Origin of the sequence: Psychrobacter sp. NG25 (assembly GCF_015234355.1) — a bacterium.
Lineage (GTDB): Bacteria > Pseudomonadota > Gammaproteobacteria > Pseudomonadales > Moraxellaceae > Psychrobacter.
In genome coordinates, this window is record NZ_JADGMV010000005.1 from 126,355 (window position 1) to 140,533 (window position 14,179).

Genomic DNA, 14,179 nt, shown 5'->3' on the forward strand with positions numbered 1-14,179 from the left:
GTATGTTCTATGAGCATGCGGTATATTCCAACAGAGTTTATGAGCACATTGCTCTCAAATCACTGTTTATCATGAGACTTATTGAAAAACAGCTCATCTGCTCCCATCAAATAGTGATTAGTTACTGTTAATTATGGAAATTTACTATGGATCCTTCCCTTAATCACAATTCTGATGAGCATTTGCAAAAACAGACGAAAACTGCTGATAACAGCCATCATGAATCAGGTGGGGCTAGGTTTAATGATGAGCGTTCTGATTATGGTGTTTCTCAGCAAAGACAAGGTAATACGATGAGCGACAGTATGAATAACGATAAGCGCCGTTCTCTCACCACATATAACCACATTACTTATTTTTTATATGTGATTAGCTACTTTACCGCTGGTTTATTGTGGATTGTGCCGATTGTGATGAACTATGCCAAGCGTCGTGATGCTGATGGAACATGGTTAGCCACACATTTTGATTGGCAAATTAAGACTTTTTGGTACAGCATTGTTTTGTTTGTCATTGGCATCATGATTATAACTTTTGCTTTGGGTGGCTTTGGTATCAGCATGTTGGCTGATAGTGATCATATCGCTATTGGCTCGTTACTGTTAGCCGCATTTGGTTCTTTAATTATGGTATTTACCTTTGTATGGCATCTATATCGTATCGTTCGTGGCTGGATAGCACTAACCGATGGGCGTCCTGTGCCTTGATAAGTAATTAATCTCTATCTATATAGGCTATGGTTTTAATATAGAAATTTACCGCATGAAATTTTGCTCTTATTTCTGTTAAGCTGATATAATCGCAGCGCTTGATTTCATTCGCACTTTTTATTCACCATTTCTTTTTAGCAGGATCTGTCATTACTATGTCTTATGCCTTACTTCGTCCTTTTTTCTTTAAGATGGATCCCGAGCACGCCCACGAGATGACATTGTCCTTATTGGATAAAGCTCATAAAGCGCGTGTTTTAGGTTTGGTGTATGGTCAGTCGATGCAGCCAACAGACTGTATGGGTTTACAGTTTTCTAATCCAGTAGGCTTAGCTGCAGGATTGGATAAGAACGGTGACTATATTGATGCCTTAGCTGAGTTAGGATTTGGTTTTATAGAAGTCGGAACGGTCACACCAAGGCCACAGGTAGGTAACGACAAGCCAAGATTGTTTAGAATAAAGCAAGCAGATGCCATTATTAACCGTATGGGTTTTAATAACCAAGGTGTCGATTATTTGATCGAAAATGTCAAACGTTGCAAATACAAAGGCAACATCGGTATTAATATCGGTAAAAATGCCGATACACCAGTAGAGCAGGCAGCAGATGATTACGTCTATTGTCTAGAGCGTGCTTATCCGCATGCCTCTTATATTACCGTAAACATCTCTTCGCCAAATACCAAAAACTTACGTGATCTGCAAAGTGGTGAAGCACTAACTCAGCTTTTAGATACCATCAAAAATCGTCATAGCCAATTGGCGACCGAATATGGTTTTTATGTGCCATTGGTACTGAAAGTTGCTCCTGATTTAGAGCCTCTTCAAGTGGATTATATCTCACAGCAGCTGATAGATTTTGAGATTGATGGTTTGATTGCGACCAATACGACTTTGAGCCGTGTCGGCGTAGAAGACTTACGTGATGGTGATCAAATGGGTGGCCTATCTGGTCGTCCAGTGAGCCATATTAGTACTCAGATTTTACAACAGTTTTCTGATCAGTTGGATGGTAAAGTCGCATTAATCGGTGTCGGTGGTATCGACAGCGGTGCCAAAGCCGTCAAGAAGATTCAGGCCGGTGCAGACATGGTACAGCTCTATACAGGTCTTATCTATCGTGGACCTGGGTTGGTACAGTCTTGTATTCAGGCAATCGGTGGCTATTACGATGCCATGGAAAGCTAATCTGTCCACTAATTCATTACAAATTGAATGTTCAAAAATTAACCTTGTCATAAACACTTAAGTAAATACTTGATAAAAATACCATAGGGTATGAGGCATAGAAAATGAGTGGTCTGGATATTGTGATTGCTATCGTTGTCTTGGTTGGCTTGTGGCGCGGCTTTCAAGTAGGGTTGATTAAAACAGCCATTGGTTTGGTCGGTTGGTTGATTGCGCTAGTCGCTGCTACGCGTCTGGCGGGTGTTGTGTCGCCTCAATTAGCAGGTATCGTAGAAAACCCTGTCTTACAGATGGCAATGGCATTTCTATTAGTGGTGATTGTGATATTAGCCATCATGCATACAGTGGCATTTGTATTTTCAGGGGTGCTCAAGACTTTACGTCTGGATATCGTTGATAAGATGGCAGGCGGCGTCCTTGGTGCGGCTAAAAATGTATTGATGGTCTTAGTGGTTCTGAGTGTCAGTGCGCCGCTATTGGTCCAGATGCCACAATGGCAAACCTCAGTGCTCGCACCAGAGCTAATGCCTTATGCACCGATGGGTAAAGCATTGGTATCAGACGTGCTTGGCATGGCTTGGGATCAAGTCAACCAGTCATAATATAGTCGATTATATTTCTAAGACTTAACACTATGATTTTTATCATGTCTTTTTTACCATTCAAGCTTTTATAACATCAATAACATCGTATTCGACATTCATTCTTGAAAAAATAATTTTTGATAGCAGTTAAGGCTCATAAATCAGCATCAGTGACTTATGGATGCTTATGTTTTGAAAACCAAAAAGATAAATGCTTGTTAAATGTTTCGTAAATATCATAAGGTCGACGGTGAGTGACAGCACGCATTTTTGATAATGTGCCGTCTAATTTTTTGCCGTTATTGTAGTACTAATGTATGGATCAAAATAGGATATAGCTATTATGTGTGGAGTCATTGGAGTTGCAGCTCACGAACCAGTCAATCAGATACTTTATGACGGTTTGACGATGCTACAGCATCGCGGGCAAGATGCAGCAGGTATTGTCACTTTGCAAGATGGACGACTCTATCTACGTAAAGAGAATGGCATGGTACGTGACGTATTTATGAATCGTCATATGATGAAACTGGTTGGTAAGTTCGGTATCGGTCACGTTCGTTACCCAACGGCAGGCACGTCAAGCAGTGCTGAAGCTCAACCATTTTATGTCAACTCACCTTATGGTATTACCCTTGCGCATAATGGTAACTTGACCAATGCTGAGAGCTTGGCCAAGTCTTTGTACATCGAAGATCGCCGCCATCTTAATACTGATTCAGATTCTGAAGTACTCTTGAACGTACTGGCCCATGAAATGCAGAATTTGGGTAAAACAAAAGCAACGCCTGCTGATATTTTTGAAGCAGTCACGTCTGTTTATGGCCGTGTGGAAGGTGCTTATGGTGTTGTTGCCCTTATTACTGGTCATGGTTTACTCGCGTTTCGTGACCCCAACGGCATCCGTCCGCTTATCTATGGTAAGCGTATGGCACCAAACGGTGGCACTGAGTATATGGTCGCTTCAGAGTCAGTCGCATTGACAGGATCTGGATTTACGATCATTCGTGATGTCAAACCAGGCGAAGCTATCTTTATTGATCTCGATCATAAAATACATACCCATCAGTGCGTAGAGCAAAAAGAATATACACCATGTATATTTGAGTATGTCTATTTTGCTCGTCCAGATTCAATCATGGACAATATCTCAGTTTATAAAGCCCGCTTACGTATGGGTGAAAAACTGGCAGATAAAATCATGGCTGAATGGGGTGAAGATCACGATATCGATGTGGTTATTCCTATTCCAGATACCTCGCGTACTTCCGCGATGGAGTTGGCACTTAAGATGAATGTTAAGTACCGTGAAGGGTTTATGAAAAACCGCTATATCGGTCGTACCTTCATCATGCCAGGTCAGCAACAACGCAAAAAATCTGTTCGCCAGAAACTTAGCGCTGTGCCGTTAGAGTTCAAAGGTAAAAACGTACTATTGGTTGATGACTCTATCGTTCGTGGGACGACATGTCATGAAATCATTCAAATGGCTCGAGACGCTGGTGCCAATAAGGTGTTTTTTGCGAGTGCTGCGCCACCGGTTAAGTATCCAAACGTGTATGGTATCGATATGCCAGTACGTAGTGAGCTTATTGCCTCAGGTCACACAGTCGAAGAAGTACGTGAAATCATTGGTGCTGATCGATTGATTTTCCAAGACTTGGATGACTTGATTGATGCGGTAAAAGATACTAAGCATAGCAAAGTTGAAGGCTTTGATTGTGCTGTATTCAATGGTTGCTACATCACTGGGCAAATTAATGAAGCCTATCTTGATCATTTACAAGAGCAGCGCAATGACACGGCTAAGACAGGTAAAAAAGGTGTGCAAATAGTGGCTGATACCCCAGTCGATATGATGGGTGTTGAAGAGCTTTAAGAAGCAACCCTTCTTAATTAGCTAGCTCTATACAGTACGCTTAAAAAAAGGCTGGATTCTCAATAGAATCCAGCCTTTTTTATGTTCAAAATATTATTTAACGCTTTGCTTGGCACTGAATTCTAGCTAATATTTTTAGCCTAGAAAGTTAGTAAATACCCACAACAAGCCATTAATAGCAGCAATACCGACAATCATGCTGACCAATAATTGACGGCTGATATGGTATATAAGTAAGACTAAAAGTAAGGCACCAATTTGTGCCATCAATAGATGTAACTCAGCACTATTTAAAGTCGTGGTCGCAGACAGATCTTGATAAGAGAGGCTGGTTAAAATGAGCAATACCATGACAGATAGCGGCAAGCTCTCATTCAATCGATGCAACCAAGGTGTGTCTAACAGTTTTCTGGGTATTAAAGAAGGCAGGGCGCGCGTGATAAAGGTAACCGCGGCCATCGCAAAAGTCGCGAAAATAAGATAACTACTGGTCATCAGTTTCTCCTGCCATGTTGCTTTTTTCTTCCATGCCTCGCTGCACCCAAAATCCACGTGCTAAAATCAGCAACATACAAATAGTAATCGCGACCAATAGTAACCAGTTACTCGTAAATAAAGAGGCTGCTGCTAGAGAGACTACGGCAATGCCAATTGGGAAGTAGCGTTTGATACTTTGAAACTGCTCATAAGCCAAAATAGCAAACAAGCAAACCAAGGCGAAATCCAAGTGAGGAACCAAGTCGCTGAGCGTACTACCAATCATGATGCCAATCGTACTGGCCAGCACCCACCAACTTTGGTTAAAGAGACTGACTGGTAGTATCAAGGACTGTCGCGACTCATTGGGCAAGCTGGTCATCAATGAAAACGTTTCGTCAGTCAGCGCAAACAGGCAATAGGTTTTGGCAAGTTTGTTTTTTGGTAAATATTGCAATAATGGCATACCATAGAATACATGGCGTAAATTGATAGCCGCAATATTCGTCGCGATATTACCAATCGGTAAACCAGAACTCAACATGGGTAAGCACGCATATTGTGCAGCGCCAGCATATAATACGATACTGAGCATGATGATAGCCCACACAGGGATACCAGCGACTTGCGCAAGTACACCAAAGGCAATCCCTGCAGGTAAGTAGCCCATTGCTACGGGCAAACTTTTTTTGAAGCCTTCAGCCCAGTCATAGCTCATTTTATATGGCTGATGCAATTCTTTTGAACGAGTAGTCACAGAATATCCTAATTGTCTTTTTGTCCAAATTATATTGAACCGACTATATTACAAACACTTTATAAAAATACGTTATTCAATACCATATAGTTGAGAATAGCATTAAGGTTCAGGCTGTAGCTTTTCGTAGCTATCTGTTTGATGCGCGTGGTACAGGAAGCCACCTAAAATAATTAGCCTAAGCAATAATAAGCACCATACACTTAACCAAATACCAGTCATGTCCCACTGCTGATAGAGAAACCAGCTGAGTGGAAAAAATATAACGGCAAGTATCAGAGCGGCATTACGGATCACATGACCAGCCGTTAAGCCAAAAAATATACCATCTAACCAATAGGCACCGACCCCGACAAGGGGCAGTAGTACTGCATAAAGATGGTAGTGATATGCCAATGTAAAAACTGTTTCGATGTTGGTCATAAACCCTAAATATGTTGGCATTGCAAGCCACCATATAGCACTCAAGGCGATGGCAAGCCCGTAACTGACAATACCTGTGCGCTTAATAATAATGCGAAAACGTGGCCAATCTCTGCGCCCAGCCGCTTGACCACTTAACGTCTCAGCAGATACCGCAACACCATCAAGGGCAAAGGCTGAGATACTCAGGACTTGGAGTAAAATAGCATTGGCCGCTAGTATGACATCACCGCTTTGAGCAGAAAGACGAGTGATCCAAGCAAAACTCAAGGTCAAGATGATCGTACGAATGAATATGTCTTTATTTAGTGAGAATAGCCTAAGTATGCGCTCTTTAGTGAAGTATTGCTTATCAGCAGTAAACAAAGCCCGCCAAGATATTTGCAGATGATGACGACTTAACCACAGTGCTAATAACACCCCAAACCAAAAGGCAATGGTCGTACCTAACGCCACACCGGCCAAACCCATTTTCATCGTAAAGACAAAAAACAAGGTTAGGACGATATTGAGTATGGCAATAAAACCTTGCTGATATAGCATATAGCGAGTTTTACCTTGCCCAGCAAACCAACCAATAAATGCAAAGTTCATCAGCTCAGCAATCACGCCCCAAAACCTAACATCTAAGTAAGTCTGTGCAGCACGTCCACTATCTGGATTGGCTGATAGCGCCTGTAAACCAAAATCTATCAACCATGGTTTTGCCAATAGCAAGATAGCACCGATACCAAATGCCAGTAGTAAAGCACGTTGTAAGATAGACAGTAGTGGAGAGGGTGCTGTATTGACTGACGTTGCCGTACCATCTGTAGCACTGGTGGTATGATTGGCCAGTTGCCCCATTGCTTGTGCTGACAGTCCGGACGATGCGTATTGTAAAAAGTTAAAACTGACGAGCAACAACGACAACAACTGTATCGCGAGTCCCATACCAGCAAGTTTAGCCGTATCATTCATATTACCGACGATCGCTGTATCGATCACGCTTTGCAGCGGCATGGCAAGATTGGCCAATAATACTGGTAAAGCGATGGCAATAATACGCGTATAACGGGTATCGATGGGCGGCATTGGACTAGATATGGGAGTAGTCATTTTTGGCTCGTTTATACTTAAAACCCAACAAGGATTGAGCGTAGCATATTTGCTATTTATGACAAACACAGCTACAAAGACAAAAGCACCTAGACTCATTATTCATGAGTCAGGTGCTTTGATTTAAACGTTACTACTGTTATTTATGGCAGACTTTATAGTCAAACTTATATAAATTAAATAAGATATCAGGCTCGCTCAGTCTATTGTTAGTACTTTCACGAGCCTGTCTGTATCTAAATCATGTTGGACTGACTATAACATTTTAGTTAGCTACCATTATGATTGAATAGCATTAAACATTTATTCAAACATTTTTGGATCGTTAAAAGTAACGATTTCTTCTTCAAACTCTGGTTTTACTTTTACGACAAAGTCATCACGAGACAGACCCATACGTAACGGAATCGAACTTGCGATATAAGTTGATGAGTAAGTACCAGCAATTAGACCGATGAAGAGGGCAACTGAGAACCAGTATAGACCATCACCACCTAAGAATAGCATTGCTAATACTACTAACAATACCGTTGAGATGGTCATAATCGTACGGCGCAGCGTCTCTGTCAAAGACAAGTCGATAGTCTGACGCGGTGTGATACCGCGAACACGACGGAAATTCTCACGAATACGGTCATAGACAACAATGGTATCGTTCAACGAGTAACCAATCAATGCCAAAATAGCTGCCAACACAGTTAAGTCGAATGGAAAGCCAAATAGGGCAAACACACCAATAGTGACAACCGCGTCATGAAATAACGACATGACTGCACCAAGGGATAATTTAAATTGGAAACGTAAGGCAACATAACCAAGCATACAAGCTAATGCTAGTGCTAACGACATCACTGAGTTTAAATAGACTTCGCTACCGACCTGACTACCGATAATATTGACGTTACTGATTTCAACGCTATTATCAGCCAAGGTCAATGCTTTGGTCAGACTGGTATTTAGTCCATCAACATTATCAGACTGAGGCGGTAAGCGTATCAGAAGCTCTTGTGATGTTCCTAAATACTGTACAACGGCATCATCGAAACCGTTATCGGCTAGGGCATTGACAACATCAACTTGTTCAACAGACTGCTCATAACGCACATCTGCTGAGACGCCGCCCGTAAAATCAAGTCCTAAGTTCAGACCGTTTACGGCGATAGCAATGATACTACCAATGACCATCAATAAAGATAAAATTGCCATCGGCTTTTCTATCTTCATAAAAGGAATGATACGCTGGTTGCCAATGGCTTTGATACCACCTTCAGCTTGTGCTGCCGCATCATCTGCCGCATCACCTGTTGTTAGGTTAGGATCAGTTGCTTGAGTGGCCAGTGTTTGACTGTCTTTGCCAGCACCCTTACCACCGCGACGAGTTTTACTGTGACTCGATTGAGCGGTGGTAGGGTTATTGGTCTTAGTATTGCTACCTTTACCATCACGGCGTGGTTTGTTACGGCGGCGCGTGCTTGCATTGTTTCCATCGCCATTTGAGCCGCCTGAACCATTTCGATCTGGACTATTCTGCTGTTCTAGAGGATTTTTATTCTCGATAGCCATAATGTTCTCCTAACCGATGCTCAGACGTTTGATGGATTTACGCTTGCCATAAGCAACTTGTACCAGCGCACGTGTGACCAGAATAGCCGTAAACAGCGAGCTGATAATACCAATAGCTAGCGTGATCGCAAAGCCTTTAATCGGACCAGTACCAATCGCAAATAAGATAAATGCGACCAATAAAGTTGTAATGTTGGCATCGAAAATACTACTAAAAGCACGGTCAAAACCTGCCACGATAGCGGACTTCGGCCGTACTCCGTTTGCAATCTCTTCACGTATTCGCTCAAAGATCAGCACGTTTGCATCAACTGCCATACCAATGGTCAAGACAATACCAGCAATACCGGGTAGGGTAAGTGATGAGCCTAGGATTGACATGATAGAGATGATAATAATCACGTTGACTGCTAGTGCTACGTTAGCGATGACACCAAACAGACGATAGAAGATAATCATAAACGCAAAGACTAGTAGATAGCCGACTTGCGTAGAGAATAGACCTTTTTCAATGTTCTCTTGACCCAGTGAAGGACCAATGGTGCGCTCTTCTACAAAGTACATCGGTGCCGCCAATGCTCCTGAACGTAGTAGTAGTGCAAGCTCAGCGGCTTCAGCACTGCTGTCTAGTCCAGTAATACGGAAAGAGGATCCTAGAACCGCTTGAATATTGGCACGGTTGATGACTTTGGTTTCAGCATAAGGCGTGCGTATTTCTTCAGTCTCGCCAGTTACTGGGTCTTCTTCATAGGTGATTCTTTGCTTGTTTTCAATGAACAATACAGCCATCTGTTTACCAACAGCGGTACGAGTGGCGTTCTGCATGAGCTTGCCGCCAGCACTATCCAACGTAATACTTACTTCAGGTAAACCGCTTTCATCCAAGCCAGTTTGAGCATTGGTCACTTTATCGCCGCTGACAATCGCTTGACGTTCGAGCAATACAGGTGGGCCATCTAGTGTTTCAAACGGGAACGCTTCGGTACCCGCTGGAGGAATGCCACCTGTATAGTTGTCGGCATCTTCTGCCACCATACGGAATTCAAGGTTTGCAGTACGTCCAAGCACACGTTTTGCTTCTGCAGTATCCTGTACACCTGGCAATTCTACGACGATACGATTGGCACCTTGTGATTGCACTAGGGCTTCAGTAACACCAAGCTCGGCAATACGGTTACGTAGCGTCGTCAAGTTTTGGTTGACGGCATAACTATTGATTTCATCAAGTGTCGCATCGTTATACGATAAGAGTAATGCAGGACCTTGATCATCAATAGAAGACTGCAAGCTAAAGGTGGTACCCATCGATCCTTGTAGGATGTTCTGTGCACGGTTACGAGTATCTGTATCAGCGAAATGTAGTACCACGCTTTGATCTTCGGTCTTGATACCTTTGACTGCAATGCGTTCAGCACGTAGCTCGCGACGCATGTCGCTACTAGCACCGGTCAGACGCTGCTCAAGTGCCTTGTCCATATCGACTTCGAGTACAAAGCGCACACCACCACGTAAATCAAGACCAAGCTTCATCGGTTTTGCGCCGATGTCACGTAGCCACTGCGGTGTTGTCTGTGCTAAGTTGAGAGCGACCACATAGTTTTCACCCAAGTTTTGACGTAGCACTTCTTGCGCCTTTAGCTGATCGACTGAGTTGTCAAGACGAACCAGCGCACTATTGCCCTCAAATGTACCATCATGGTTATTCAGACCGGCGTCTTTGAGTAAGCTTTGCGACTGCGTTAAGATCTCTTCAGACAGCTGTGTACCTGCAGCAGCACTCGTAATCTGCACAGCGGGCTCGTCAGGATAGAGGTTAGGGGCAGCATATAGACCGGCAATGAGTATCACGACGGTAATAAGTAAGTATTTCCAAGCGGGATATTGCATAATCACTTCTTTAAGTTGATAAACAACTGGCGACGTAGGCCACAAGTTAGCAGATGGGAAGTTAGCGATAGCAATGGTTTAATGCTGCGTATAAAAGCCATCATCATATACCGTTGCGATCATCCGCGGTGATAGTAAAACAAAAAATAAAAACAACCTACTCAATAGAGTAAATGTAGACTATCTAGCAATCTACAAGACTGCTTTGTCTCATTTCTTTATAGCGAAAAATGACCGTAAATAATGTACGGTCATTTTTAGTCATAACATCTACTGATGATACGACCATCATACAATCATTCATAAAAACGATTGATGATTAAATGCTTTCGATAGTGCCAGCAGGCAATACTGAGATAACAGAAGCACGTTGTACTTTGATATCAGTATTATTATTTAAGCTAACCACTGCGTAGTCGCCTTCTAGGTTTTTGATGCGACCCATTAAGCCACCAGCAAAAATGATTTCGCTACCAACGCTCAAAGCATTGACCATTGCACGATGCTCTTTGGTGCGCTTAGACTGCGGGCGAATAACCAAGAAGTAAAAAATCGCAAAAAAAGCAACAGGCAGTAGAATCTGACCAAATAGTGACGCAGCACCAGCAGTTTCGGCAGCATGGGCAGCTTGAATGAATAAGAACATAATTTCTCTCAGTAAGTCATGGATAATAATAAAATTAAACGCATAGTAACAAAAAATCCCAGACTTGGTAACTGTTAATCATAGCCTGAGCACGTTTTTCTTAAGGTAATCGTCAAGCTAACAGTCATAACTTCTAGTGACCATATTTTTAATAACAGTATTTCTGATCATAGTATTTCTAATACAACACGTAAGTTATTTCTGCTGCAATGCGGTAAGTGATGAAAAAGTGCTGCGATTATAGCAAATTTCAGATATTTAGTGGATATTAGGCAATAGTAGCGTAATACAAGGTATCAAAAAGCAAAGACTTAAAAAAAGCGACTTATTGTGAAATATCAGCATCAGTGCTACTATCAAATGGCAATAATTGGCTGTATTTAGCCCACTATTTATTGGAATGTCATTAAGCCTACTATGCAGTATGAAGTTAGCTTTAAGTAGCTATCTAGAAAGTGTTAGCAGATACTACTATGTACTTTTAATTTGGTACTGTAATGTGCTCTCTATATCTGCTGCTGTTTGCTTAAAATTCCTTTTTCTCTTTTCTGTTTAGGTTACCCAACTTGTTCACCACTTTTATGTTTGTACCTCGTTTATGTCGTCCGCGCGCTTATAAAGAAGCGTCAGCTAAACCTCCTCCGACGCTGCACTATTTTGCGCGTCTTAGAAGTATGAAGCCTGTTTTTGGGCTATTAGCGTTACTCGCAATGCTACTACCTTACCCAGCATTTGCTGCTGATGCTTCAGCAGATCCTACAGCTCTCAATATTTTGTTATTGATATTCTTTGTGGTTGTGGCCATTGGTATCTCGTTTGTTTGTTCCTTGGCAGAATCCGCATTACTCAGCATGACACCCTCCTATATCGCTGACGTTCAAGAAACCAATCCAAAAAAAGCAAATATGCTCAGACGGTTAAAGGTTGATAATATCGACCAATCGTTGGCAGCTATTTTGACATTGAACACAGTCGCTCATACATTAGGTTCTATCGGTGCTGGTGCTCAGGCAACGATTGTCTTTGGTAGCGCATGGTTTGGTCTGTTCTCTGCCATCATGACATTGGCTATCTTATTCTTGTCTGAGATTATTCCAAAGACGTTAGGTACGGTATATTGGCGTCAGTTGAGCGGTATCGTCGCTTATTTTGTCCGCGGTATTATCTTGCTGTTGTACCCACTCATTTGGGTCTCAGAGCGTTTGACAAAATTACTGGTGCGTGGCAAAGAACCTCAAGCATTTAGCCGTCGTGAGTTTGCGGCACTTGCGAGTATCGGTGAAGAGTCAGGGCAAATTGATCCTTTAGAATCACGTATTATTCGTAACTTACTGGCATTTGGTGCCATTAAAGTCGAAGATATTATGACACCGCGTTCGGTAATGCTCGCGTTTGAAGAAAACAAAACGGTTGCTGAGCTATTGGTTGATCGCCCAAAGCTGACTTTTTCACGGCTACCGATTTATGATGGTGACTTAGATAATGTCACTGGCTTTGTATTAAAAACAGATATGTTGTTAGCAAAAGTGAATCACGCTGTAGATAAGCCATTGACTCAGTTTAAGCGCGAAATTACTTTTGTATTCTCCAAAATGAAACTGTTTGATTTATTAGAGCTCATGCTAAAGAACCGTATTCATATCGCAATTACTGTCGGTGAATATGGTGAAGTTAAAGGTCTGGTCACTTTAGAAGACGTGTTTGAGACTTTATTGGGTCTAGAGATTGTGGATGAGATAGATCGCGTTGAAGACATGCAGGCACTGGCTCGACAAATGATGGACAGAAGAGTAGAGCGTCTGGGTATGAAGCTCAGTGATGATGAACGCTATGATAATAATAGTACAGACACTAGGCTCTAAGATAACGTTGTCAGATTTAGTATCGATTGACAGGTAGCAGGTTAAAGCTGAAGTGAAGACTGAAGCGTAGTTTGAAGAGTATGACTCAGTCTTCACTGCTGCCTACTTGCACACTTATTACAAAAGTGTAGAGTATGATGCTACTGGTATGCTAACGATGATCACTTTGCCTGTATTTATATTCGCAATAATTACACAGCGTGTCACATAGCTGTGAGAATTGAATGATAGTCTCACTCTATGATACAACAACGCTATCATGACTATTAGAAATATGGTGATGATAAAGACAGTTATTGAAAGGTATCGCTATCTAGCTAAAGATTATTACGATGTAAAAAGTCTCGTCAGCTAAGAAGTATCATTATTTAAAAAATATCATTATCTAAAAAGTATCACTATCAAACCAAAGCATGAGAGCCAACAGCATTTGCTTAGTTTACTATTGCGTAGCTGAGCGATATGTTGAATCAAATGATAGAAACACGTTAGTCGTCACTATATGACAACAACGGAAACTGTATTGCTAAGGATTATCATGAAACGATTATGGGGAAAAGGGCTTTTGGCGCTATTAATCAAAGGCGCAGGCGTGGCTGCTGTAGTGGCTGTTGCAAGTACCGTAAGTATCAGTGCGCAAGCAGCGCCCATGACCGAAGCGTTGGTGCAAAATTACGCCTCAGCAATGAAGTCATCAGCAAATAGCCGAAATGTCAGTCAGGTTGCTCGTCTCGTCTCTGATGATGCACTGATTTCGTTATCTAGAAAGGGCAAGTCTACTAGCTTGGACAAAGATGCTTATTTGAAACTGCTACAAAATAGCTGGAATGATACCTCTAACTATCGTTATGACATCTCCGTAGACAACATTGTCATTACAGGCGAGCAGGCCAAAGCCAATGTCACCACTAACGAAAGTTGGGTAAAAGATGGTCAAACTGTCTCGTTCGTCACCACATCTAGAGTGACTTTGACGCTATCAACTGGCAATGCAGTACTACTACGTGCGGTATCACAAATAACGATTAACTAGCCAACTCATTAGAGCAGGTTCTAAAATTAAGGACATGCTCTAGCGATTCAGTATTGATTACACGTTATAT

At 42.0% G+C, this 14,179-nt stretch carries 12 protein-coding genes; 6 read left to right on the forward strand and 6 right to left on the reverse strand.

Features of this window, described 5'->3' with window-relative positions; all coding sequences use genetic code 11:
- The first annotated feature begins 146 nt into the window (after positions 1–146).
- The 4 genes from IPZ60_RS09025 to purF all read left to right on the forward strand — a co-directional run bounded on the left by IPZ60_RS09025 (position 147) and on the right by purF (position 4,363).
- Positions 147–707: a hypothetical protein gene (locus IPZ60_RS09025; RefSeq protein ID WP_227669309.1), complete on the forward strand. Its 561-nt coding sequence runs from the start codon at positions 147–149 to the stop codon at positions 705–707.
- A 158-nt stretch (positions 708–865) separates the two neighbouring features.
- Positions 866–1,900: a quinone-dependent dihydroorotate dehydrogenase gene (locus IPZ60_RS09030; RefSeq protein ID WP_110922999.1), complete on the forward strand. Its 1,035-nt coding sequence runs from the start codon at positions 866–868 to the stop codon at positions 1,898–1,900.
- Positions 1,901–2,004: 104 nt separating this feature from the next.
- Positions 2,005–2,502 (forward strand): CvpA family protein, encoded by a 498-nt coding sequence (locus IPZ60_RS09035; protein WP_110922998.1) that lies wholly within the window; start codon positions 2,005–2,007, stop codon positions 2,500–2,502.
- A gap of 325 nt (positions 2,503–2,827) precedes the next feature.
- The gene (gene purF / locus IPZ60_RS09040; RefSeq protein WP_194197475.1) at positions 2,828–4,363 is read left to right on the forward strand and encodes an amidophosphoribosyltransferase; all 1,536 of its coding nucleotides are present in this window, start codon (positions 2,828–2,830) and stop codon (positions 4,361–4,363) included.
- 135 nt (positions 4,364–4,498) lie between these two features.
- Here the strand turns inward: purF and IPZ60_RS09045 are convergent, their stop codons facing one another.
- The 6 genes from IPZ60_RS09045 to yajC form a co-directional block, all read right to left on the reverse strand.
- Positions 4,499–4,858, reverse strand: coding sequence for an AzlD domain-containing protein (locus tag IPZ60_RS09045; RefSeq protein ID WP_194197476.1), 360 nt, complete (start codon positions 4,856–4,858; stop codon positions 4,499–4,501).
- Positions 4,848–5,597 carry an AzlC family ABC transporter permease gene (locus tag IPZ60_RS09050; RefSeq protein WP_370463025.1) on the reverse strand — a complete coding sequence of 250 codons (750 nt, stop codon included), beginning with the start codon at positions 5,595–5,597 and terminating at the stop codon, positions 4,848–4,850. Before IPZ60_RS09050 ends, IPZ60_RS09045 begins: the two co-directional genes overlap by 11 nt.
- A gap of 102 nt (positions 5,598–5,699) precedes the next feature.
- Positions 5,700–7,118 carry an MATE family efflux transporter gene (locus IPZ60_RS09055; RefSeq protein ID WP_194197477.1) on the reverse strand — a complete coding sequence of 473 codons (1,419 nt, stop codon included), beginning with the start codon at positions 7,116–7,118 and terminating at the stop codon, positions 5,700–5,702.
- A 303-nt stretch (positions 7,119–7,421) separates the two neighbouring features.
- Positions 7,422–8,681, reverse strand: coding sequence for a protein translocase subunit SecF (gene secF, locus IPZ60_RS09060; RefSeq protein WP_194197478.1), 1,260 nt, complete (start codon positions 8,679–8,681; stop codon positions 7,422–7,424).
- Between the two features lie 9 nt (positions 8,682–8,690).
- Complete coding sequence (gene secD, locus IPZ60_RS09065; RefSeq protein ID WP_194197479.1) at positions 8,691–10,568, reverse strand: protein translocase subunit SecD; 1,878 nt, start codon at positions 10,566–10,568, stop codon at positions 8,691–8,693.
- Between the two features lie 319 nt (positions 10,569–10,887).
- Positions 10,888–11,214: a preprotein translocase subunit YajC gene (gene yajC, locus IPZ60_RS09070; protein WP_110922992.1), complete on the reverse strand. Its 327-nt coding sequence runs from the start codon at positions 11,212–11,214 to the stop codon at positions 10,888–10,890.
- Positions 11,215–11,924: 710 nt separating this feature from the next.
- Here yajC and IPZ60_RS09075 point away from each other — a divergent pair.
- Both IPZ60_RS09075 and IPZ60_RS09080 read left to right on the forward strand, forming a co-directional pair.
- A complete protein-coding gene (locus tag IPZ60_RS09075; protein ID WP_370463028.1) occupies positions 11,925–13,076 on the forward strand; it encodes a hemolysin family protein in 1,152 nt (383 codons plus the stop codon).
- A gap of 538 nt (positions 13,077–13,614) precedes the next feature.
- On the forward strand, positions 13,615–14,109 hold the full coding sequence (locus tag IPZ60_RS09080) for a hypothetical protein (protein ID WP_194197480.1): 495 nt from the start codon (positions 13,615–13,617) through the stop codon (positions 14,107–14,109).
- The last annotated feature ends 70 nt before the right edge of the window (positions 14,110–14,179 follow it).

Excerpts from the sequence above, each read along its gene's own strand:
- IPZ60_RS09025 (WP_227669309.1), top strand. The coding sequence starts at position 147 with ATGGATCCTTCCCTTAATCACAATTCTGATGAGCATTTGCAAAAACAG.
- IPZ60_RS09030 (WP_110922999.1), top strand. The coding sequence starts at position 866 with ATGTCTTATGCCTTACTTCGTCCTTTTTTCTTTAAGATGGATCCCGAG.
- secD (WP_194197479.1), bottom strand. The coding sequence starts at position 10,568 with ATGCAATATCCCGCTTGGAAATACTTACTTATTACCGTCGTGATACTC.
- IPZ60_RS09055 (WP_194197477.1), bottom strand. The coding sequence starts at position 7,118 with ATGACTACTCCCATATCTAGTCCAATGCCGCCCATCGATACCCGTTAT.
- IPZ60_RS09080 (WP_194197480.1), top strand. The coding sequence starts at position 13,615 with ATGAAACGATTATGGGGAAAAGGGCTTTTGGCGCTATTAATCAAAGGC.
- secF (WP_194197478.1), bottom strand. The coding sequence starts at position 8,681 with ATGGCTATCGAGAATAAAAATCCTCTAGAACAGCAGAATAGTCCAGAT.
- purF (WP_194197475.1), top strand. The coding sequence starts at position 2,828 with ATGTGTGGAGTCATTGGAGTTGCAGCTCACGAACCAGTCAATCAGATA.
- IPZ60_RS09045 (WP_194197476.1), bottom strand. The coding sequence starts at position 4,858 with ATGACCAGTAGTTATCTTATTTTCGCGACTTTTGCGATGGCCGCGGTT.
- IPZ60_RS09035 (WP_110922998.1), top strand. The coding sequence starts at position 2,005 with ATGAGTGGTCTGGATATTGTGATTGCTATCGTTGTCTTGGTTGGCTTG.
- yajC (WP_110922992.1), bottom strand. The coding sequence starts at position 11,214 with ATGTTCTTATTCATTCAAGCTGCCCATGCTGCCGAAACTGCTGGTGCT.
- IPZ60_RS09075 (WP_370463028.1), top strand. The coding sequence starts at position 11,925 with ATGCTACTACCTTACCCAGCATTTGCTGCTGATGCTTCAGCAGATCCT.